The organism is Agromyces sp. NPDC055658, from assembly GCF_053618155.1.
The window spans coordinates 22,650-45,596 of record NZ_JBSHHD010000003.1; the positions used below are offsets into that span (position 1 = coordinate 22,650).

12 protein-coding genes are annotated in these 22,947 nt (G+C 69.9%); 8 read left to right on the forward strand and 4 right to left on the reverse strand.

The genetic code is table 11. The features are described from left to right. The first annotated feature begins 3 nt into the window (after window positions 1-3). Window positions 4-3,819 (forward strand): polysaccharide lyase family 8 super-sandwich domain-containing protein, encoded by a 3,816-nt coding sequence (locus ACWGPE_RS02295; protein WP_452048025.1) that lies wholly within the window; start codon window positions 4-6, stop codon window positions 3,817-3,819. Between the two features lie 182 nt (window positions 3,820-4,001). Here the strand turns inward: ACWGPE_RS02295 and ACWGPE_RS02300 are convergent, their stop codons facing one another. The 3 genes from ACWGPE_RS02300 to ACWGPE_RS02310 form a co-directional block, all read right to left on the reverse strand. Continuing rightward, entirely contained in the window at window positions 4,002-5,018 is a 1,017-nt protein-coding gene (locus ACWGPE_RS02300; protein ID WP_452048026.1) for a glycoside hydrolase family 130 protein, read from the reverse strand. Between the two features lie 102 nt (window positions 5,019-5,120). Continuing rightward, window positions 5,121-5,993, reverse strand: a complete 873-nt coding sequence (locus ACWGPE_RS02305; protein ID WP_231429879.1) for a carbohydrate ABC transporter permease — start codon at window positions 5,991-5,993, stop codon at window positions 5,121-5,123. Continuing rightward, entirely contained in the window at window positions 5,990-6,931 is a 942-nt protein-coding gene (locus tag ACWGPE_RS02310) for a carbohydrate ABC transporter permease (RefSeq protein WP_452048027.1), read from the reverse strand. The genes ACWGPE_RS02305 and ACWGPE_RS02310 overlap by 4 nt, the downstream gene beginning before the upstream one ends. A 212-nt stretch (window positions 6,932-7,143) precedes the next feature. Between ACWGPE_RS02310 and ACWGPE_RS02315 the strand changes: the two genes are divergently transcribed. The 6 genes from ACWGPE_RS02315 to ACWGPE_RS02340 all read left to right on the forward strand — a co-directional run bounded on the left by ACWGPE_RS02315 (window position 7,144) and on the right by ACWGPE_RS02340 (window position 20,934). Then, window positions 7,144-8,256, forward strand: coding sequence for a LacI family DNA-binding transcriptional regulator (locus ACWGPE_RS02315; RefSeq protein WP_231429881.1), 1,113 nt, complete (start codon window positions 7,144-7,146; stop codon window positions 8,254-8,256). Window positions 8,257-8,267: 11 nt separating this feature from the next. Next, window positions 8,268-9,050 carry an HAD-IIB family hydrolase gene (locus ACWGPE_RS02320; protein WP_231429882.1) on the forward strand — a complete coding sequence of 261 codons (783 nt, stop codon included), beginning with the start codon at window positions 8,268-8,270 and terminating at the stop codon, window positions 9,048-9,050. A 369-nt stretch (window positions 9,051-9,419) separates the two neighbouring features. Next, window positions 9,420-10,586: an RtcB family protein gene (locus tag ACWGPE_RS02325; RefSeq protein ID WP_231429883.1), complete on the forward strand. Its 1,167-nt coding sequence runs from the start codon at window positions 9,420-9,422 to the stop codon at window positions 10,584-10,586. A gap of 322 nt (window positions 10,587-10,908) precedes the next feature. Next, entirely contained in the window at window positions 10,909-18,789 is a 7,881-nt protein-coding gene (locus tag ACWGPE_RS02330; RefSeq protein WP_452048028.1) for a DUF7507 domain-containing protein, read from the forward strand. 222 nt (window positions 18,790-19,011) lie between these two features. Beyond that, window positions 19,012-20,328, forward strand: coding sequence for an MFS transporter (locus ACWGPE_RS02335; protein WP_452048029.1), 1,317 nt, complete (start codon window positions 19,012-19,014; stop codon window positions 20,326-20,328). A gap of 138 nt (window positions 20,329-20,466) precedes the next feature. Then, a complete protein-coding gene (locus ACWGPE_RS02340) occupies window positions 20,467-20,934 on the forward strand; it encodes a pyridoxamine 5'-phosphate oxidase family protein (protein WP_452048030.1) in 468 nt (155 codons plus the stop codon). A gap of 29 nt (window positions 20,935-20,963) precedes the next feature. On the opposite strand, the gene ACWGPE_RS02345 is transcribed toward ACWGPE_RS02340, so the two are convergent. Continuing rightward, entirely contained in the window at window positions 20,964-21,173 is a 210-nt protein-coding gene (locus ACWGPE_RS02345) for a hypothetical protein (RefSeq protein ID WP_452048031.1), read from the reverse strand. A gap of 390 nt (window positions 21,174-21,563) precedes the next feature. Between ACWGPE_RS02345 and ACWGPE_RS02350 the strand changes: the two genes are divergently transcribed. After that, window positions 21,564-22,748 carry a hypothetical protein gene (locus ACWGPE_RS02350; protein ID WP_452048032.1) on the forward strand — a complete coding sequence of 395 codons (1,185 nt, stop codon included), beginning with the start codon at window positions 21,564-21,566 and terminating at the stop codon, window positions 22,746-22,748. Window positions 22,749-22,947 lie beyond the last annotated feature (199 nt).

A 22,947-nucleotide genomic window follows, 5' to 3' on the forward strand; every position in this document is an offset into this window, starting at 1 on the left:
GCCATGCGACGCTTCACCACATCGATCGCCATCACGGTCGCCGCCGTGATCGGCGCCACCGGACTCGTCGCGGCGCCGGCCGCCGCGGCCGACGACGACGTCGCGACGGTCGTGTCGCGCCTCGAGGAGTACTACCTCGAACAGGGCGACGAGATCATCATCGCCAACGGCATCTACCTGGCGCGCACCTCCGAGGCGATGGACTACGTCGCGTCCCAGAACGAGGACGGGTCGTGGTCGGATGTCGACTACGCCGACCGGACGAGCTCGGCCAACGGTTCGGTCTGGTCCCCGTACATCGCGCTCTACCGCATGCTCGCGATGACGCAGGCGTACCGCGATCCGCAGGCCGAGGGCCATGGAGACCGGCGGCTCGTCGACGCCGTCGGGCGCGCGCTGCTGCAGTGGGATCGCGTCGACCCCGGCAACCAGAACTGGTGGGAGACCGAGATCGGCGAGTCGATCGCGATGGGCCGGATCTCGATGTTCCTCGGCGACGAGCTCGACGACGCGGCCTTCGACGTGAGCCTCGAGCACAACACGGGCAAGCTCGATCCCGTCGGGGCAAACGGCGCCTGGCGCACCTCGAACTACCTCTTCGAGGCGCTCGCCACCCATGACCTCGAGAAGGTCGCAGAAGGTTTCTCGACCATCGTGGCGACGATCGCCGTCGACCACTCGGGCACGGTGAAGGAGGCGGTCCAGCCCGACGGGAGCTTCTGGGCGCACGGCGCGCAGCTGTACAGCGAGGGCTACGGCATGGTGCTCTTCACCTACGCGGCGCTCTGGGCCGACGTGGCGCGCGGGACCTCGCTCGCCTTCTCCCGTGACCAGCTGGACTCGATCGCGTTCTACATCATCAACGGCACCCGCTGGCTCATCCGCGGCGAGATCGGGATGCTGTACCTCGACTACCGGCCGCCGAAGACGATCCAAGGCGTCACCAGCCACGCGTCCGAGTTCATCGAGCCGCTGCAGCGGATGGTGCGCACCGATGCCCTCTACTCGACCGAGTACGCGGCCCTGCTCGACGGCATCACCGGCGAGACCCGCACCAACGGCGTCACCGGCGACAAGTACTTCTGGCGTTCGGAGTTCAGCTCGCACCTCAGGGCGGACTACGGCATCTTCACCCGCCTGAACTCGTCGCGCACCTTCGGTGCCGAGCTGCGGACCGGCTATCGCGATGAACTCGGGAACCCCGTGTACTGGAACGCCATGGGCTCGACCGCGATCCAGGTGAACAACCGGGAGTACCTCGACCTCGGTCCGACGTTCGACTGGTGGCACTACCCGGGAGTGACCGCACCCGACGAGAAGCGCACCGAGCGCGGCTTCGAGAACCGTGGACGCAACGGCGACGGGGCGAGCTTCACGGGCGGCGTCTCGAACGGTGAGTTCGGCGCGAGCGTGCTCACGCTCGACACCGCCGGAACGAACGCGCAGAAGAGCTACTTCACCTTCGACGACGAGCTGGTCGCCCTGGGCGCCGGCATCCGTTCGACGAGTGCCGCGCCGGTGCACACGACCCTGAACCAGGCGGTCGCCAAGGCGAACGCCACGGTCGGCGGGAAGGCGGTCGACCCGGGCACCGAGGCCGTGAGCGTCTCGGGTGCGACGTGGGCGTACAACGACGAGGTCGGGTACGTCTTCGCCGCCGACCAGGACGTGAAGGTGTCGAACACGACGCAGAGCGGGAGCTGGGAGGGCGAGGACCCGGTCAGTCGCGACGCGTTCACGCTGTTCGTCGACCACGGCACCAAGCCGACCGCCGCGACCTACGACTACACGGTGCTGCCCGCCGCCGAGCCTGGCGAGGTCGAGGCGTACGCCGAGCGGCCCGCCGTACGGACGCTGCGCAACGACACCGAGGTGCAGGCGGTGCGGCACGACGAGCTGCGCCTGACGATGGCCGCCTTCTACCGCGCCGGCTCCGTCGAGCTCGGAGACGGCCGCACCCTGACCGTCGACCAGCCGAGCGTCGTCATGCTCGACGAACGCGGCAAGACGCCCGTGGTGAGCATCGCCAACCCCGACCGCCCCGGACTCACGGTCGCACTCACCATCACCGGGAAGGGCAAGGACTGGAGCGGTGTCTTCGGCCTCGGCTCCGGCGAGAACACGGGCAAGACGGTGACCGCGGCACTCGACAAGGGCCGGCTGAGCCCCCCCTCCGATTTCACGGCCAGCAGCACCGCACCCGGCCGTCGCGTCGCCTCACTCGGCGACGACGACCCGAGCACGGTCTGGGCCTCGCGCAGGGAGGACCTGACCTGGGTCGACAGCCGGCTCGAGCGCGGCTCCTGGGTCACCGGGGTCACGATCGACTGGGCCGACGCGTTCGCGAGCGACTTCCTGATCCAGACGTCGCAGGACGGCGTCTCGTGGACCGATCGCACGCATGTCACCGACGGCACGGGCGGCGTCACCGACGTAGCCGTCGAACCGACGCCGGCGACGCACGTTCGCGTGCTGATGCTCGACGGCGAGGGCGGAACGTTCGCGATCCGTGACCTGCAGGTCGACCGCGGCGTCAACCTCGCCATCGACCGTGCGACGCGGGCATCGGGCTACTCGGGCTACAACCTCGTGTACACGCTGGCCGACGGCGATCCGACCACGCGCTGGCGGGGCAACAACTCCGACACCGCATGGGCGCAGGTCGACCTCGGCAGTTCTCAGGCCGTCGGCGCGGTCCGGCTCAGGTGGGAGGCCGCCTACGCGAAGTCGTACAGGATCCAGCTGTCCGACGACGGCGCCACGTGGCGCGACGCGTACACGACGCCCGGCGCGGGCAGTGACGGCGGCGTCGACGTGATCGCGCTCGACGGCGAGACCGCGCGCTACGTTCGGATGCAGACCGTGAAGCGGGCCCTCAACTACGGGCCGTCGCTCTGGGAGTTCGAGATCTTCGCCGATCGAGCCGTCGTCGACGCCCCGAGCGTGCCGGGCGGCCCTGAGAACCTCGCCCTGAACCGACCCGCCACCGCCGACAGCGTCTACAACGACAACCCGACGATCGTCGCCTCCAAGGCGACCGACGGATCGCTCGGGACGAAGTGGTCGTCGGCTCGGCAGCGCGCCGAGCACTGGCTGCAGGTCGATCTCGGCAGCTCCCGGTCCGTGACCCGGGCGGTCGTCAACTGGGAGGCGGGCACCTCGAACGACTACCGCGTCGAGGGTTCGGTCGATGGCGTCGAGTGGGCCGAGCTCGCGCGGGTGACGTCGGTGCAGCCCTCGCTGAAGCACGTCCACGACTTCGGTCCCGCCGATGTCCGCTACGTCCGCGTGGCCGGGCTGCCGGCCACGCAGTACGGGCTCAACATCTGGGAGCTCGAACTCTACGGCGGCTACACGTTCGACTGCGCCGAGGCGCTCGTCGCCGAACGCGACGGCACGGCCGTGCTCGCCGGTGTGGTGTCGCCGGTCGATCAGCAGGACGCCTTCACCGCCGAACCGGTGGATGCCTCGGTCGTGACGATCTCCGAGACGCCGCGCCTCGGCGATGACGGCCGGGTCGAGGTCGGCATCGAGACGCACGAGCCGGGCGCCACCCGGGTACTGCTTCGTCACTCGGGTGGCGACGAGCTGGCGTGGTGCGACGTGACCGTCACGGCCGACCGGGCGGCCCTCGTCGAGCAGGTCGACGCCGCCGACGCGCTCGACAGCCGCGAGTACACCGCGCCGACCTGGGCGACGATGGTGCGCGCACTCGAAGCGGCGAAGGCGATCCTCGCCGCGACCTCCTCGACGCAGGCGCAGGTCGACCGCGCCACGGCCGATCTCGAAGCCGCAGTCGGCGGCCTCGACGGGCGATGAGGCGGTGACGCGGCCCCCGACCGCCCCGTGAACGACGGACCCCGATCCAGGTGCTGGATCGGGGTCTCGTCGTGCCGGATCCCGTATGACCGCGGCACGAGGGCTCGGGAGCGACGGGCCCGCCGAACGATGCAGCGCCCGGGACTCGAGTCCCGGGCGCTGCATCCTGCGGGTTTCGCCGCTCACTCCAGGCGGGTCAGCTCCGCGACGCCGATCGACGAGTCCGCCATTCCGTAGAAGACGAAGCGGCGGTCGCCGATCTGCTCGATCGCGGTGGGGAAGACGACGTTGCCGAGCGTGCCGTGCAGCTCCTCAGAGGTCTCCGGTTCGAGCAGCGGTTCGGCGGAACGGGCGATGACGCACCGTGGGTCCGCAGCGTCGAGCAGCATGGCGCCGGCCGAGTACCGCGATCCATGGGCGAGCTCGAAGCCCTTGGGCGTCGCCCCCGACACCCCGTGGTGCAGCAGCAGCCAGCCCTCGGGCACGCGCAGCGGAGAAGGGCCGGCACCGATCTTCGCGGTCTCGTACGCCATCTCGGGAGCGGCGATCATCGACGAGCCGAGCACCCGGGTGAGCGCCGCGGGGTCGCGCTGCACGGCTTCGAGGTCGACGTAGCCGATCCAGATCGAGGGGCGGTCGTCGTCGATGCCCGCGGGCGTGCGTGCACCCTCACCCGGACGAAGCCAGTCGAGGTCCCACATCGGTCGGTGCAGCAGTGCGAGGCTCTGACGTCCGTCGGGCGCCGTGACGAGCTCGGGGAAGAACACGATGTCCTTGTTCGGGAAGAGATTGAGATCCGTCTCGAGCTCGGGCTGGTACTCGAAGTGGATCGGCCCGAGCCGTCGCCACTCGATCGTGTCGCTGGAGATCGCCAGCGCGGGCTTCGGCCCGAGCGGACCATAGGCGATGTACGTCATCACGTGCAGGCCGATGGGCTCCAGGAACGTGATCCTCGGGTCCTCGACCCCGGCGTTCCGCCGGCCGTGCTCCCACCGCTCATCCGGTGAGAGCACGATGCCGAGCCGCTCGACGCCGACGGGGACCCCGTCGACGATCGTGACCCGGGCTCGGGCGATGCGCGAGACGTTGCCGGCGGCGACGACGCGCGGGTAGAGGTAGAGCTCGCCGTCGGCGCCCCAGGCCGTGCCCGGGTTGAGTACGCCCTCTGCCTCGAGCGGGTCGCCCGGGTCCGCGGACATGATCGTTCCGAGGCGACGGAGTGCGTAGGGGACTGCGGTCGTTCGTGTCTGGTCGTGGAGTCGGGTCATTACCTTGCCTTGGAGGGTGTCGGAGTCGTCGGCTCAGCCCTTGATGGCGGAGCCGAGGTTCGCAGAGGTGAAGTTCCGCTGGAACAGGAGGAAGAGCACGACGACCGGCACCGCGAGCACGCAGGCACCGGCGAGCACGGCGCCCATGGGGTTGTCGAGGAACGCTCCGTTGGTCTGTGAGAAGTTCGCCAGGCTGACGGCGAGGGTCTGCTTCGAGGCATCCTTGGTCACCAGGAACGGCCAGAGGAACTCGTTCCAGGGGCCGATGAAGGTCACGAGCATCGCCGTGAGCACGGCCGGACGCACGAGCGGCACCGCGATGGAGACCAGGATGCGCAGCTCGCTCGCGCCGTCGATCCGCGCCGCGTCGAAGACGTCGCGGGGGATCTGCAGGAAGTACTGCCGGAAGATCAGCACCGCGACGGAGTTGATCGCGAACGGCAGGATCATGCCGATGAAGCTGTCGGCGAGGCCGAAGTACCGCACGACCATGACGTACAGCGGGATCATGAGGAGCTGGAACGGGATCGTCTGCACGAGGAGCACGAGCGCGAACACGACCCCTCGACCGCGGAACGAGAGCACCGCGAGGGCGTATCCGACGAGCAGCCCGAACACGAGGGTGCAGCCGACGACCCCGATCGTGAAGATGAGCGAGTTCATGAGCGACCCGACGAGATCGACCGACTCGTTGATCTCGATGAAGTTGTTCAGCGTGAGGTTGCCGGGCAGGGGCAGCAGCCCCAGCGGGCTCGTGTCGCGCTCGCGCTGCAGCGCGCCGATCACCATGTAGTAGAACGGCACGAGGGCGAGGAGCGCGCCGACGAGCAGCAGCGCGAAGCGGAGCACTCCGACCACGCGGCCTCGGTGGGCGGGGCGCTCGGCTCTCGGGGTCGATGCGGTCATCGGTCCTTGCCCTCCGTGATGCGTCGTGAGATGAGCGAGACGATCAGCACGGCGATGACGAGGATCATCCCGATCGCGGCGGCGATGTCGGGCTTCCCCTGCTGGATGCCCAGCTGGTACATGAGCAGCGCGGGCGTCATGGATGCGCCGTTGGGACCGCCGCCCGTGAGGAGGTAGGGCTCGGTGAAGATCTGCGCGGTGGTGATGATCGACAGCAGCACGACGAGCGAGGTCACGGGGCGAACCGCAGGCAGCGTCACCGAGCGGAAGCGCTGCCATCGTCCGGCGCCGTCGAGCTGCGCCGCCTCGTGCAGCTCGCTCGGCACGTTCTGGAGCGCGGCGAGGTAAAGGAGGATGTAGAAGCCGAGGTTCTTCCAGGTGACGTACAGCGCGATGAGCGGCATGATCAGCGTCGGATTCGCGAGCCACGAGGGTTCGGGAGCGAGCGGGCCGAGCAGCGAGTTCACGACGCCGTTGCTGTTGAACAGGAAGATCCAGACGGCGAGCGTCGCGACTGATGCCGTGATGTACGGGACGTAGTACGAGACGCGGAAGAACCCGCGCCAGTGCACCGCGGCATCCAGCCCTGAGGCGAGCAGCAGGCCGAGGACCACGGTGAGCGGCACGTTGATGACGAGGAAGATCAGCAGGTTGCCGAACGCCTGCTGCACCGCGGGATCGTTGATGACCGTCGCGAAGTTGTCGAACCCGACGAACGGATGCGGGACTTCGACGCCGGGAGCCGTGAAGTAGAAGTCGTGGAACGACATCCAGACCCCGAACCCGAACGGGATCAGGAAGACCACGATCACGAAGATCGCGTACGGCGCGCTCAGCAGGATGCCGAGGGGATTCTCGCCGAGCCAGCGGCGGAGGGCACCGCCGCTGCGGCGAGGGTGGGCGCTGCCCGGATGATGCGCTGGCGCGGCACTGCCCATCGCGATGCTCCTCACTTCGGTACGACCGATGGTCGGCGACCTCTGCGAGGAGTCCGGCCATCGGTGACGAGTCCCTAGTAAACCGGTTTTGGTGACATCGGTCAACTCTCCCGGGCAGCGCGGTTCGGATCTCTGCGCTTCGCCGGTATTCTGGGAGATTCCGTGATCGAGGGTGAGCTAAAACGCGCTAAACACCCGCTATGCTTCGGAGCATGGACGTCACACCCACCGACGAGGGGAGCCCGAGCGGCTCGGCCGCTTCCGGCATCAGGAACGGGCAGCGGGATCGCAAGGTCACGATCGGCGACGTGGCCGCGCGGGCGGGCGTGTCGAAGAGTGCGGTCTCCTTCGTGTTCAACGGGCGCCCGGGGGTGGGAGACACCGCGAGGGAGCGGATCCTGGAGGCGGCCAGGGAGCTGGATTGGCGGCCGGACGCCAGGGCGCGTGCGCTCTCCAGGAGCCGCGCTCAGGCGCTCGGCCTCGTCATCCGGCGCGAACCCGAGCTGCTGAGCACCGACCCGTTCTTCCCGCAGTTCGTCGCCGGCGTCGAGAGCACGCTCTCGACCGTGGGCTACGCCCTCGTGCTGCAAGTGGTGGAGAGCGAGCAGGCGGAGCGCGACGCCTACTCGAGGTTCGCCCACGAGGCACGCGTCGACGGCGTGTTCCTCACCGATCTCCGCATCGAGGACGGGCGCCCCGCCGCGCTCGAGGCGCTGGGCATGCCGTGCGTGCAGCTCGGCTCGGCCGAGGACGACCCCTCGCTGATCGGACTCGACGACGCCGCCGGGGTCCGACGCGCAGTGCGTCACCTCCACGCCCTGGGTCACCAGCGGATCGCGCACGTCGCGGGGTCCGACCGCTACGTGCATTCGCGCGTGCGCCGTCAGGCGTGGGCCGACGAGATGACGCTCCTGGGGCTCGAGCCCGGACCGGTCGTCGTCGGCGACTTCACCGGAGCGTCGGGCGCGCGCGCGACCCACGAGCTCCTCGACCATCCGCAGTCGCCGACGGCGATCATCTACGCCAACGACATCATGGCGATCGCCGGCGTCTCCGCCGCGATCGATCGCGGTGTGCGGGTGCCCCGTGACCTGTCCATCGTCGGGTTCGACGACATCCCGCTCGCGCCGTACGTCATCCCACCGCTGACGACGGTGCGTCAGGACGTGTTCCAATGGGGCAGTGCCTGCGCTCGGACGCTGGTCGCGATCGTCGAGGGTGAGGCGCCGGCGCCGGTCGAACTGCCGCCCGTGGAGTTCGTGGTCCGCGGGAGCACGGCTCCGCCGCGGAACCGCGCCGACCAGACGCCCGGCGTCGACGATTGAGGAGACGCCCGATGCCGACCCCGCGCCTCGTCGCCTTCGACCTGGACGACACGCTCGCGCCCTCGAAGACGGCGATCGAGCCCGCGATCGGCGAGCTCCTGCTCGAGCTCGCCGACCGCGTCGAGGTCGCGATCATCTCCGGCGGGCAACTCGGCCAGTTCAGGTCGCAGGTGATCGACCGGCTCCCCGACGCCGGGGCTGAGCGGCTCTCGCACTTCCACCTCCTGCCCGCCTGCGGCACCCAGTACTACCGCGTCGGCATCGAGGGGGTCGCCGAGGTCTACCTGCATCCCCTCACCGACGACCAGAAGTCGCGTGCGCTCGCCGTCGTCGAGGCCGAAGCGCGCCGGCTCGGGTTGTGGGAGACACGCACCTGGGGCGACATCCTTGAGGACCGGGGTTCGCAGATCACGTTCTCCGCGCTCGGGCAGCAGGCCCCCGTCGCTGCGAAGTCGGCGTGGGACCCGACCGGTGAGAAGAAGGACGCCCTGCGCAGCGCCGCCGCAGCCCTGCTGCCCGACCTCGAGGTGCGTTCGGGAGGGTCGACCTCCGTCGACATCACCGACCGCGGCATCGACAAGGCCTACGGCATGACCCGGCTCGCCGAGCAGACCGGAATCCCGCTCGGCGACATGCTCTTCGTCGGCGACCGGCTCGACGAGCAGGGCAATGACTACCCGGTGCTCGCCATGGGCGTCGAATGTCATGCGGTGAACGGCTGGGAGGACACGGTCGCCTACCTCGAGGTGCTCGTTCCGACGCTGCCGATGCGCACCGTCGCCGTCGCGCGGTGATGCCATGGCGTCGACCCGGTGTTGACCCCTGCCCCGAAACCCCGCTAGTGTGCCAAGGCCGCGCCGACCGCGCGGCATCCCCGGAATCTGGAATGGAGGCGGCCATGGGCGTGCATCTGCAGCGCACGAACAAGCCGGCCTTCGTCGAGCCCGCGAACCAGCCCGCCCAGCGCGGGTTCACCCGTGAACTCGACCAGCTTCTCGACCAGGCACCCTGACGCCCGCGACCACTCGCGAATCCGTCACCCCGTGCCGCTCGAGGCCCGGGGTGTTTCTCTGTCTGCGCGCGACGAGACCCTCGGGCCCGAGGAACTCGAAGTCGGCCCCGCAACGCGGAGCCGACGCGATTCAACCAGACAGGAAAGGACCATGGAGAAGATCTCCGATCGGCTCGTCTCGTGGGCGAGCCTGCTCGACGAGCTGACCGTCGAGCAGGCCCGCGTCTCATCGACGATGCCGTTCATCTACCCGCACCTCGCGCTCATGCCCGACGCGCACCTCGGCCTCGGGGCCACGGTGGGCTCGGTCATCCCGACGCTCGGTGCGATCATCCCCGCGGCCGTCGGCGTCGACATCGGCTGCGGCATGATCGCGGTGCAGACGCAGTTCGAGGCATCCGACCTGCCCGAGGGCCGCAGGGAAGTGCGGGAGCAGATCGAGCGCGCGATCCCGCTCTCGGCCGGCAAGTACAACCGCAAGATCGTCGCGACCGCCGAGCCGCGCGTCGCCGAGCTCGAGGCCCTCGCCGAGGCGAAGGGCTTCGACCCGGCCCGGTACGCGGGCAACTGGCGCGAGCAGCTCGGCACGCTCGGCAGCGGCAACCACTTCATCGAGGTGTCGCTCGACGAGGCCGACCGGGTGTGGCTGTTCCTGCACTCGGGCAGCCGGGGCGTGGGCAACAAGATCGCGCAGCACCACATCAAGGTCGCGCAGCGGCTCGCGAAGCAGTGGTGGATCGAGCTGCCGAACCCCGACCTGGCCTACCTCGTCGAGGGCTCGCCCGAGTTCACGCGGTACATCGCCGAGCTCAGGTGGGCGCAGCACTTCGCGCTGCTCAACCGTGAGGAGATGATGGACCGGGTCATCCGGCAGGTCTCCGAGTGGGTGGGCACCCCGGTGGAGGAGCGGCAGCGCATCAACTGCCACCACAACTTCACCGAGAGCGAGGAGCACTTCGGCAAGCGGGTGTGGGTGTCGCGGAAGGGCGCCATCCAAGCCGACGTCGGTCGGCCGGGGCTCATCCCGGGCTCGATGGGCACCGCCTCGTACGTCGTCGAGGGGCTCGGCGACACGATGTCGCTGAACTCGTCGCCGCACGGCGCCGGCCGGGAGTACTCGCGGTCGAAGGCCCGCAAGACGTTCACGCACGAGCAGTTGCGTGAGGCGATGGTGGGCATCGAGTTCCGCGACACCGACGCGTTCATCGACGAGATCCCGCAGGCGTACAAGCCGATCGACCGGGTGATGGCCGACGCGGCCCCGCTCGTGAAGGTGCGGCACACGCTGCGGCAGATCGTGAACGTCAAGGGCGACTGAGGGTTCAGCGGGTTGAGGGGGCGCGACGCGCCGCCTCGATACCCGCGACGGATGCCTCGGCCGCGGCCCGCGCACAGGGGGAACGTGCGCGGGCCGCGGTGGGGCTCGCCCACGGCGGGGAGTGGCTCCCCCCTCGCCGGGGGTCGTGCCGGTCTTTCACCTAGACCGCGTGATGTCGCGAGCAGCGTCCACCGGCAGGATCGGCGAACGAGCGCCCGGTGCTTCCCGCGAAGCCCGTGCGAAGGTTCGGAGGGGGATCCGAACGTCATCTCGGAGGGGGTTCCGAATGTCATCGGTCGACACGCGGCGCACGAAGCGGTGGGTGGCTTCCTGGCCTCGCCCGGTCGTGGTGCTCATCACGTCCGTCAGCCTGCTGGCGATGGTGCTGGTCGCACCGCAGCCGGCGTTCGCGGGCCCGGGCAGCCTCGTGGGCGGGCTGGCGTGGGCGGACGTGAATCGCGACGGCGTGCGAACCCCCGACGAGGCCGTGAAACCGGGGGTCGCCGTCGAGCTGCTGTCGTCGCCGACCGGCCCCGTGGTCAGCACGACGACCACCGGCGCGAACGGCAGGTACAGTTTCGCGAACGTCGCCGACGGGAGCTACTACGTGCGGGCGACCGCGCCGGGGCCGTTCGTCTTTCCCGCCACCGCGCAGGGGCAGAACGTGTTCACCCGTGCGGGCGTGCCGGCGGTGGGCAGTCCCGAGCGCGGCATCACCGGTCCGATCACGATCGCCGGCGCGACGCAGGCGACCAATCTGGACGCGGGGCTGCAGCCGCTGGCGACCCTGCAGACCGAACGGCTGCAGATTCCGAACTCCTGCGAGACGTACGCGACGACCGGCACGCCCCCGTGGGACGCCACGGACGGCCCCGGACTCGACACAGGGCCCGCCAACTGCATCGTGCGCGTCGGCGACACGGTGCTGCAGAACTACTCGGTGTCGCTGACGGGCCTCCCCACCGGGGTCAGCGTGCCGAACGTCGTCATCGAGATGACGATCAACCCGGTCTCGAACCCCGACGACCCGAGCGATGTCGCCGACTCCCGGCTCCAGCTGGCCGGCCCCGGCACCAACGGGCTGCCTGCGGGATGCCTCGCGGCGGTGAACGGGGCGAACCCGCCGTCGTCGGCGACGACGAACGCGAACGGCTCGATCACCGTGGTCTGCAACCTGGGGTCGATGTCGTCGAACGTCGGCACGGTGCAGCTCGCGTACCGGTTCGCCGACGACACGCCGATCCCGGGCTTCGCGTCGGTCACGGCCAGCGCCTACGCGGGTCAGGACGACGCCGCTCCGTCGAACACCGTCTCGGGCCCCGTCGTCCAGGTGACCGGCACCGCGCAGTGGGAGGCGAAGAAGTTCCTGCAGAACGGGCCGATCCGGGCCACGCGCACCGTCAACGGCGTCGCCACCCCCGGGTTCGACCACTACTACTGGATCGATCTCATCAACGTCATGGGTGCGATCGGTGGATCCGACCTGCAGTGGCCGATCTCGTTCACCGACCGGATGACGAAGTTCCCGAACGCCGTGCTCTTCAGCTGCTCGCCGAGGATTCCGGGCAACGACGTCGCGGTATCCGACTGGAGCGTCACCTGCCCGCTCAACCAGGCGGCCGGGACGACCGGATGGAACATGACGGCGTCGAAGCCGTCGACCTCGCGGCAGGAGAACACCCGCATCCTCGTCGGCGTGTTCGTACCCACCGCCGACGCATACCGGTCTGTCGACCCCGACTGGCAGCCGGGCGACACGCCGCCGGCGGGAACGGTCTCGTGGGAGAACCAGATCCGGGACACCAACGGCTGGCACATGATCGGCGGACAGCTCAACGATCCTCCGGGCAGTGTCGGGCCGGGGTACGAGCCCGGCTGGGACGGCACGACCGCGAGCGGCGACAACGTCGTGGCGCGCCAGTTCAACATCACCGAGCCCCGGTGGGACCTGTCGAAGACCAACACGGGGAATCCGTCGTTCCAGGAACGTGACCTCGACAACAACCCCGCCACCCCCGCGGTGCCCGGCTTCAACGTGGCGTACCAGTTCACGGTCAGCGAGTCCAACGGCAACATCCTCAGCAGCAACATCGACCGCATCGCGTTCAAGGACGTGATGCCGCAGTACCCGGGTGCCGTGCTCACGGGCTGCCTGGGCCACTCCGGAAACTTCAACACGGGCACCCCGACATGCGAGACCGGGGTGCAGCCCACAGACGGCTGGGACATGAGCTTCACGCCGAACGCGAACGGCAACAACACCAAGACCAACACGTGGCAGGCGTTCTTCTTCGTCCCGACCCCGACCATCCCCGACCCGTGCCGTGCGAACGTGAACGACACCATCTCGGTGCGCAACGAGGCGACCGACACCGACGGCTGGACCGCCGGCGGCTGGCTCATCAACAACACCGGACTCGAACCCGGGTGGGACGGCACGACCGCGACCGGCAACAACGTCGTCACCCGCACGTTCAACGTGCGCAGCACCGTCAGCGACTGCGGCACCCTGCGCGGCGACAAGCAGTACGAATCGCTCGCCGGCGGGTTGACCGCTTGGAACCAGTTCTCGCTCGGCGACGTCGTGAACTCGCACGTCTGGACGACGGCGAGCACCAACCGCATCTCGCTGACCGACCCGACGGTGTGCGACGTGTTCGACGTCTCGGTGTGGCGCGTCTCGGGCAACCCGCTCACCCCGGTCACCGGCGCCGACCCGAACCCGCACCTGCAGGCGAACCCGACCAACCCGAACTTCGATCGCAACGACTACGTCATCGAGTACGCGGTCGGCACCAATGACGTCGATACGCAGACCGGGGTCGGCAACGGGCTCGACAACACGGCGAACGTGACCGATGCCCGGGCCTGTCGTGACTACCCGGGCCCCTGGACCACCGACCCCGCCGCCACCTTCGGAGCCGACTGGCGCGACGAGGTCAACATGGTGCGGGCCAGGCCGGTGAACGCCGGCCACGTCGAGGTCGGCCCCTTCACCCTCGGGCTGTACCTGCCGCTGCAGTCGCGCTGGCAGTACAACGGCGGGCCCAACGCGGGAGAGGACATCCCGCAGGGGGTGCTGCTGAACAACACGGGTGCATGGCCGCAGATCGAGGCGAACGGGTCACTCGCGTGGCGTGACGTCTCGCGGCAGCTCACCGCGAACCTGCCGCTCAGCGGTCGCAAGTCGTACGCGACCGAGGCGGGCAACCAGTGGGCCGACAACGCGACGGTCGCCGCGGGAACGAAGGTGCAGTCGATCGTCGAACTCGGCGCCGACCGCGTCCTCCTCGGCGCCACGACCGGTCCGCCCAACGGCGTGCAGGCGCCGGGTGCGCCCGACACCCTCGGATTCCCGGTCGACAATCCCACGGTGTGCGACGCGTTCGACGTGTCGGTGTTCCAGCTCGATCGCCTCGGGTGGTCGACCTCGTCGGGCATCACCCAGAGCGACTACGTGATCGAGTACGCCGTCGGGTCGAACGCGGTCGACACGCAGGCCGGCCCCGCATCGGGCGGGCTGTACCCGGTCGACCGGACGTCGCTCGTGGCCGACGCGACGGACTGTCGCGAGTACGACGGCCCCTGGGTGACCGACCCGGCGCAGTTCGGGTCCGACTGGCGCAACAAGGTGAACATGGTGCGCATGCGCCCCATCGACACCGACTACGTCCAGCACGCCGCGTTCGCCCTCACGCTGCGCACCATGCTCAAGGCGCGCGGCGTGTACAACGGCGGGCCCGATGCCGGCAAGCCGCTGCTCACCGGCGTCCGGCTCTCGAACGTCGGCGGCTGGTCGGCGGGTCCCCGCGGTGACCAGTGGGCCACGATGCAGAAGGAGGTCCGCTACCAGGGCATGCAGCTCATCGTCGCGAAGTCGGTCGGCCAGGCGACCTACCTGCCCGGGCAGGACGCGATCTGGAACCTCAGCGTGGGTCTCAACAACGCCGAGGTCGGCGCGGTGATGGAGAACATCCGTCTCGTCGACACCGTTCCGCTGGGGCTCACGTACAACTCGACGTGCACCCGATCCCGGCTTCCGGCGGGCGTCACCGTGAGCTACAACGCGGCGACCCGCGAGGTCACGTTCATCCTCGGCGATGTCACGGCCACGGCCGCCAACTACTGGATCCGCACGGGGGCGACCGCGCTGCAGCTGTGCGCCACGCTCGAGACGGTGGCGCAGCCCGGCGACACCTATGTGAACCAGGTGCGGGCGCTGGCGGACAACTCCGAGAACTCCCCGACGGCGACCGCGACCACCACGGCGACCGGGTCGGGCCAGCTGGGGCTCGTGAAGAACGTCGACAAGGCGCTCGTGGCGAACGGCGAGACCTACACCTGGTCGGTGGACTGGGCGAACACCTCGACGGTCATCTCCTTCCTGCCGACCGATCTCATCGACGTGCTGCCCTGGAACGGCGACGCCGATCCGGCCGCCGGCTCGGCGCGCGGCCAGTACGCGTCCGACTACCAGGGCCTCTCGCAGCTGACGGACCCGCTCGCCGCGCCGACCTACGTCCGCGGCGGCACGGGCAACGTGCCCGGCACCTGGTACTACTCGACCGCCAACCCGTCGACCATCAACCACGACCCGCGCAACCCCGCGAACGCCGACCCCGCGGCACCGGGCGGCCTGTGGCAGACCGCGGCCGAGATCGCCGACATCGGCGACGTGACCGCGGTGCGTTTCGTCTCGAGCACCGCACTCGGCACCGGTACGCGCGTACGCGCGCTGATTCCCATGGTGTCGACGAGCAACGAGCTCGACAACGTCTACGTGAACCGCGCCGAGATCTACTCGGGCACGTTCCCGAACCAGCCGCTCCTGTCGAACGAGCCGTACGTCGTCATGCCCGGATTCACGGTCGGTGACCTCGTGTGGCTCGACGAGAACGGCGACGGGCGCTTCGACGACGGCGAGCAGGGCATTCCCGGCGTGACGGTGCAGGTCCTCGACGCCGACGGCGAGATCGTCTCGACCGAGGTCACCGACGCGACGGGCCGCTGGGTCTCGGAGGCCGTCCCGGCCGGCACGTACACGGTGCACATCCCGGCTTCGATGTTCGCTCCGGGCGGCCCACTCGCCGGCACCGTCGTGCGCACGGCCGGGTCGAGCGCCGCCAACGCCGTGAACGAGCGCGGCGACAACAACAACACCGCCGCCGCCGATCCCGCAGCCACGGGCCTCAGCAGCTCGCCGGTCACGCTCTCGTACGTGCGTGACACCCGCGGGTTCCTGACCGGTGCGAACGGGGCGCTCGGCGACGACGTCGCGGGTCTCACCAACCCCCTCATCCCCGACGAGTTCAGCAACTTCACGATCGATCTGGCTGTGATGCCCGAGCCCGAGGTCGATATCGAGAAGTCGACGAACGGGCAGGATGCCGATCAGCCGACGGGGCCGAACGTGGCGGTGGGCGGTGTGGTGCGGTGGACCTATGTGGTGACGAACACGGGCGGGGTGGATCTTGCGGACGTGACCGTCACCGATGACCGGGTGGATGCCGCGGCGATCGACTGCGGCGGCACCGGCTCGAACATCGTGGTCGGGCCGCTTGCGCCCGGTGGGTCGTTCACGTGCGTCGCTGAGGGCACCGCGACCGAGGGGCAGTACGAGAACCTGGGTTCCGTCACCGCCTTGGACCCCACCAGTACCCCGGTCGCCGACGATGACCCGTCGCACTACTTCGGTGCGACGCCGGCGGTCGACATCGAGAAGTCGACCAATGGTGAGGACGCCGACGAGCCGACGGGGCCGCTCGTGACGGTCGGCGGCGAGGTGCGCTGGACGTACGTGGTCATGAACACGGGCAACGTGCCGTTGACGGACGTCACGGTCGTCGACGACCAGGTCGACGCGGCCGACATCGACTGCGACGGCACCGGTTCGAACGTCGTGCCCGGTCCGCTGGGCCCTGACGAGACGTTCACCTGTGTCGCGTCGGGTGAGGCGAGCCCCGGGCAGTACGCGAACCTCGGCACGGTGACGGGCACCGGCCCGGAGACGACTGATGTCGACGGCAACGCGGTGGCCGGGCCGACCGTCACAGATGAGGACCCGTCGCACTACTTCGGCGTCGAGCCCGCGGTCGACATCGAGAAGGCGACCAACGGCCAGGACGCGGACGAGGTCACCGGCCCGGTCGTGGCCGCAGGCGGCGAGGTGCGCTGGACGTATGTGGTCACCAACACCGGCAACGTGCCGCTGACGGACGTCACGGTCGTCGATGACCAGGTGGACGCGGCCGACATCGACTGCGACGGCATGGGTGGCAACGTCGTTGCCGGGCCGCTCGCACCGGGCGCGTCGTTCACGTGCGTCGCGACGGGTGAGGCGACGCCGGGGCAGTACGAGAACCTCGGCACCGTGACCGGTATCGGCCCGGAGACGACCGATGTCGACGGTGAGACCGTCGCCGGCGAGGAGGTGACCGACGAGGACCCGTCGCACTACTTCGGCGTCGCCCCCGCGGTTGACATCGAGAAGGCCACCAACGGTCAGGACGCGGACGAGGCCACCGGCCCGAACGTGACCGTCGGGGGCGGGGTGCGGTGGACCTACGTCGTCACGAACACCGGCAACGTGCCGCTGACGGACGTGACGGTGACCGACGACCTGGTGGATGCCTCGGGCATCGACTGCGACGGCACCGGGAGCAACATCATCGCCGGTCCGGTGGCTCCCGGTGACACGTTCACGTGCGTCGCGAACGGCACGGCGACCGCGGGGCAGTACGAGAACCTCGGCACCGTGACCGGTATCGGCCCGGAGACGACCGACGTCGACGGCGAGCCCGTCGCGGGCGAGACCGTGACCGACGACGACCCGTCGCACTACTTCGGCGTCGAGCCCGCCATCGACATCGAGAAGGCGACGAACGGCCAGGACGCCGACGAGCCCACCGGTCCCATCGTGAACCGGTTCGGCGAGGTGCGCTGGACCTACGTCGTCACCAACACGGGCAACGTCGTGCTGACCGACGTGACGGTGACCGACGACCTGGTCGACGCCGACGACATCACCTGCGAGGGCGGCGACGGCAACGTCGTCGCCGAGCTCGAGCCGGGCGAGTCCGTCGAGTGCACGGCGACCGGCACGGCGATCGTCGGACAGTACGCGAACCTCGGCTCGGTGACCGGGATCGGTCCGGCGACCACGGATGTCGACGGCGAGACCGTCGCGGGGGAGACCGTCACCGACGATGACCCGTCGCACTACTTCGGCGTCGAGCCCGCGGTCGACATCGAGAAGGCGACGAACGGCCAGGATGCCGACGAGTCGCCCGGCCCGCTCGTCGCCGCGGGCGGCGACGTGCGCTGGACGTACGTGGTCACCAACACCGGCACGAGCGACCTCACCGACGTCACCGTGACCGACGACCAGGTCGACGCCGCCGACATCGACTGCGACGGCACGGGTGGCAACGTCGTTGCCGGGCCGCTCGCACCGGGCGCGTCGTTCACGTGCGTCGCGACGGGTGAGGCGACGCCGGGGCAGTACGAGAACCTCGGCACCGTGACGGGTATCGGCCCGGAGACGACCGATGTCGACGGTGAGACCGTCGCCGGTGAGGAGGTGACCGACGAAGACCCGTCGCACTACTTCGGCGTCGCCCCGGCCGTCGACATCGAGAAGGCCACCAACGGCGAGGACGCGGACGAGCCGACCGGCCCGAGCATCACCGTCGGCGGCGATGTGGAGTGGACGTACGTCGTCACCAATACCGGCAACGTGCCGCTCACCGACGTGGCGGTGACCGATGACCGGGTGGATGCCTCGGGCATCGACTGCGACGGCACCGGGAGCAACGTCGTCGCCGGGCCGCTCGAGCCGGGTGCGTCGTTCACGTGCGTCGCCACCGGCACCGCCGTCATCGGCCAGTACGCGAACCTCGGCACCGTGGTCGGCACCGGCCCGGAGACCACTGACGTCGACGGCGGCCCGGTGGCCGGTGCGGTCGTGACCGATGAGGACTGGTCGCACTACCTCGGCACGGTCACGTCGACTCCCCGGCCCGGCGACCCCCCGACTGGGAACCCGCCGTCGGGCGAGAACCCGCCGCCGGCCACGAGCGACGACGACCCGCTCGCCAGCACGGGCTTCGCGATCGGCGTGCCGATCGCCCTCGGAGCCGTGCTCCTCGGCGGTGGCCTCCTGTTCGTCCTGATCGCCCGGCGCCGCAGGTCGTCATCTCGATGAGTTGAGGACGCGCGGAGCGCCGTCCGGAAACGCGCGACCGCGCCGGTCGAGGAGCGACGAAGGAGCGTATCGAGACCCGCCCTGAGCAGGTCGGCGTGGTCTCGATACGGTCGCTGCGCGCCCCCTCGACCGACGGATGTCGATCTCGACCCTGCCCGTTCGACGCATGAGTAGAAGCGCCTGCTTCACGAAGCATCCGAACTCTCGGCAAGGAGCACGATCATGACTGCACCTCGGGCCCTCCGCCCCCTGCGGAACCCCGCCTACCGGTGGCTCGCCGCCGCGCTCGTCGCATCGATGATCGGCGCGGGCATCTGGATGGTCGCCCTCGTCTGGCAGATCGTCGCCATCGGCGGCGGGGCGGCCGAGCTGTCGTTCGTCGCCGGTGCGTCAGCGGTCGGGATGCTGCTCACGACGCTCCTCGGCGGCGCGCTCGCCGATCGCATTCCGCAGCGGCGCATCCTCATCACGGTCGAGGTCGTGCGAGCCGCGAGCGTCGGGGCGGTCGCCCTGCTCGCGCTCGCTGGAACCCTCGACGTCTGGCACCTCGTCGCCGTCGCCTTCGTCGGCGGTGTGATGGCGGGCCTCTACTACCCGGCGTACTCGGCGCTGCTGCCGAGCGTCGTGCCCGAAGAGGAACTGCTCGCCGCCAACGGCTTCGAGGGCATGGCGCGCCCGGTGCTCATGCAGGCCGGCGGCCCGGCGCTCGCGAGCGCGCTCATCGCGGTCTCGTCGCCGGGTGCGGCGCTCGCGGTCGCCGCGCTCACGGGCGTGGTCGCGGCAGTGTGCCTCAAGCGGGTTCCCGACCAGCCGCTGCGTGGCGAGCGAGCGAGCGGAACGAGGCATCCGGCCGTCGCCCTGCTCGTCGACGTGCGCGACGGATTCGCCTACATGGTGCGCACGCCGTGGCTGCTCGGCACCCTGGCGTTCGCGTCGCTGCTCATCCTCATCATCATGGGGCCGTTCGAGGTGCTCGTGCCGTTCGTCATCAAGGATGTCGCGGGCGCCGGCCCCGAGGGCCACGCGCTCGTGCTGGCCGCGTTCGGCATCGGCGGCGCGGTCGGGTCGATGGTCGTGGCATCCCTGCGGCTGCCGCGCCGGTACCTGACCGTCATGAACCTCTTGTGGGGGCTCGGCTGCCTGCCGCTGCTCGTGTTCGGCCTGACCGACCAGCCGTGGGTGATGGCACTCGCCGCGTTCGCCGTCGGCGCCGCGTTCAACGGCGGCGTCGTCATCTGGGGAACGCTGCTGCAGCGCCGGGTTCCGCCCGAGATGCTCGGACGCGTCTCGAGCCTCGACTTCTTCGTCTCGCTCGCGTTCATGCCGGTGTCGATGGCGATCGCCGGGCCCGCGGGCGAGCTCGTGGGACTGCCCGTCGTGTTCCTCATCGCCGGCGTCGCCCCGCTCGTGATCGGCGTCGTCGCGATCGTCGCGGCCCGCATGCGCCGCGACGAGCTCGCGAACCCCCTGGATGCCGCAGAGCCGGCCGACCTCGACACGGTGGATGCCTCGCCAGAGCCCGAGCCGGCGTTCGCCTGACGCTCGTCGTCGAGTAGGCGCGCAGCGCCGTATCGAGACCACCCGTCGGCCTCTCGTCGGTCGAGCAGCGACGAAGGAGCTATCGAGACCACGGACCCGCGCACTCCCTCTTACGGCATCACCCAAGAGCTGATACCCATGAACATGCCCTCAGACGTGAACGCATCACCTGCTGAAGCCGCCCGCCGCGTCGTCGACGCCAACACGTACATGACCCTCGCGACCGCCGATGCTTCGGGCAACCCGTGGGCGACGCCCGTCTGGTTCGCCGAGCACGAGCTGCGCGAGTTCGTCTGGGTCTCCCGCTTCGCGACGCGACACTCCCAGAACATCGCCGCTCGTCCCGAGGTCGCGCTCGCGATCTTCGACTCGACGGTCGCCGTCGGCAGTGCGATCGCCGTCTACGTCGAGGGCGTCGCCGGCGAGCTGCCCGACGACGAGCTCGATGCCGCGCTCGCCGTGTTCGACACCCGGTCGGTGGTGCAGGGCCTCCGCAGCTGGACTCGTGACGACGTCACCGGCACGGCACCCTTCCGTCTCTACCGGGCGACGGCGACGCAGGTCTACGTGCTCGACGAGCTCGAGCGGCGGGTTCCTCTCCTGTAAGCGGCACCGACGCGGGCGGCGCCGCGCGCCTAGGTCACGCGCTTCGCCGCGTGCCGCGCCGCGCGCCGCCGTTCGAGTGCGGCATACCCCTTGAACATCATCGGCATGACCCAGTAGGCCGCGATCGGCACGACGATGAGCGTGAGTACGAAGGCCCGCAGCACGGGATGCCAGCCCCTCGTGAACGGTTCCGACAGCATGCCGACGATGGCGACGAGCGGAAAGATCGTGAGCCACACGATGAGCGCCGAGACATGGATGTTCGGCCGCGCAGGAGGCGGGGCGGGCTGCGGCAGGGCAGCCTGCGGCGGGGCGGACTGCTCGGTCTGTTCCGAGGTGCGGCGCGGGTACGTCGTGCTCAGGCGGTGTGGTCGACATCACGGCCTCCGTGATCGGGGCATGGCCGCGGGCGGCGGCGAGACACGCGGGCGCGGCCGACTCGTTCCATTCTCCTCCCGAGCGGAGTGCACCGCTACGATCCTGCCGGGGTCGGCACCGCCGCGCCGCCGCGCCGGCGGCTCGCGACGCACGATGGCGGGCCCTGAGTCGCGATCTTATGATGGAGCATGGCCTGGTTCGGGGTCAGGCGCAGACGCGATGCGCACGAACTCGAGGTCCACGACGCAGACTTGGCGAAGCGGGCTGGATCGGCCCTGTTCGCCTGCGATGAGCGCATCCGGGTCGCCATCGACGAACTCGCGTTCGCGGAGGCCGAACTGGGATCCGACTCGACCGATGGATTGAGCCAGGCGATCGCTTCGGGTCGAGGACTCCTGAGCGAGGCGTTCCGAGTGAACCGGGCCAATCGCGACGTGGTGCGCGGCACCCCCGACGAAGTGCGTGCCCGCGACGCTCGCATCATCGAACTGTGCACGTCGGCAGTGAGCGCGCTCGACGAGCAGTCCTCCACGCTCGCGCGTCGGCTCGCGCTGGCGCGGCGGGCACCCGAGGTCATCGCCGGCGTCCGAGCCGATGCTGCACGCATCCGCTCGCGGATCCCGCAGGCCCGCGACATCCTCGAGCAGTTGGCCGCCCGCTACTCGGGCGAGGCGCTCGCCGAAGTGGCGGCCAATCCCGCCGAGGCGGAACAGCTGCTCGACTTCGCCGAGCACACTGCGCGCGTGGCGGAGCGGCGGCGTGCGGCCGGGCAGCGGGAGCAGGCGAATCTCGCGCTCGAGGCATCCACCGAGGCGGTGCGCCGGGCCGCGGCCGCGCTCGATGCGGTCGAGACCTACGAGGTCGAGGCGTTGCACGCGGAGTCCAAGCTGGCAGCGCTCGTCGACGAGTCCCGCCGTGGCCTCGCCGCCGCGCTGAAGGAGCCGCAGTCGCGCGGCGTCGCCAACGCGATCGCCGAGCTCCGGGCCGCCCTCGCCGACCTTCCGGAGGTCGGCGTGAACACCGACCCGATCGCCCGCCTCGACCGGCTGCGCGCGGCGAACGAGGCATTGGATGCCGCGATTGCGGCCGTTCGCGAGCGTGCGACGCACCCGGTCCCCCCGCCCGAGCACGTACGCCACGTCATCTACGACGCCGACAAGCAGCTCGACCTGGTGCGTGACACCGTCGCCGGTCACCCGGGCTGGGTCGGCCCCGAGGCGTTGGCGCAGCTGGCCCAGTCCGAGCGCGTTCGGATCGATCTCGGCCACTACCTCGGCAGTTCGACTGCGCCGATCACCCTGACGGACGAAGACCACCGAGCGCACGTGATCGCGATGGCGCAGCATGTCGCCTACCTCGCGAGCGAAGCCCTGCACCTGGCGCGGCGCGACATTCGAGCGGGCCGATTGCAGGACGCCGGGCAGCGGCCTTCGTGACCCTCGGTTCGACGTCGAAGAGCGTCAGCGGCCGAAGAGACGGGCGAAGAAGCCCTGCGACGGCTCGTGCTCGTGCCCGGCGCAGCGCTGCGCGCGCGGGACGCCGCGCATGACTTGATCGACGTGCTGGCCGCAGCCGGCCCAGGTCGTCTTTCCGCACTTCCGGCAGGTGACGGTTCGGCACATGGTGAATTCCTCG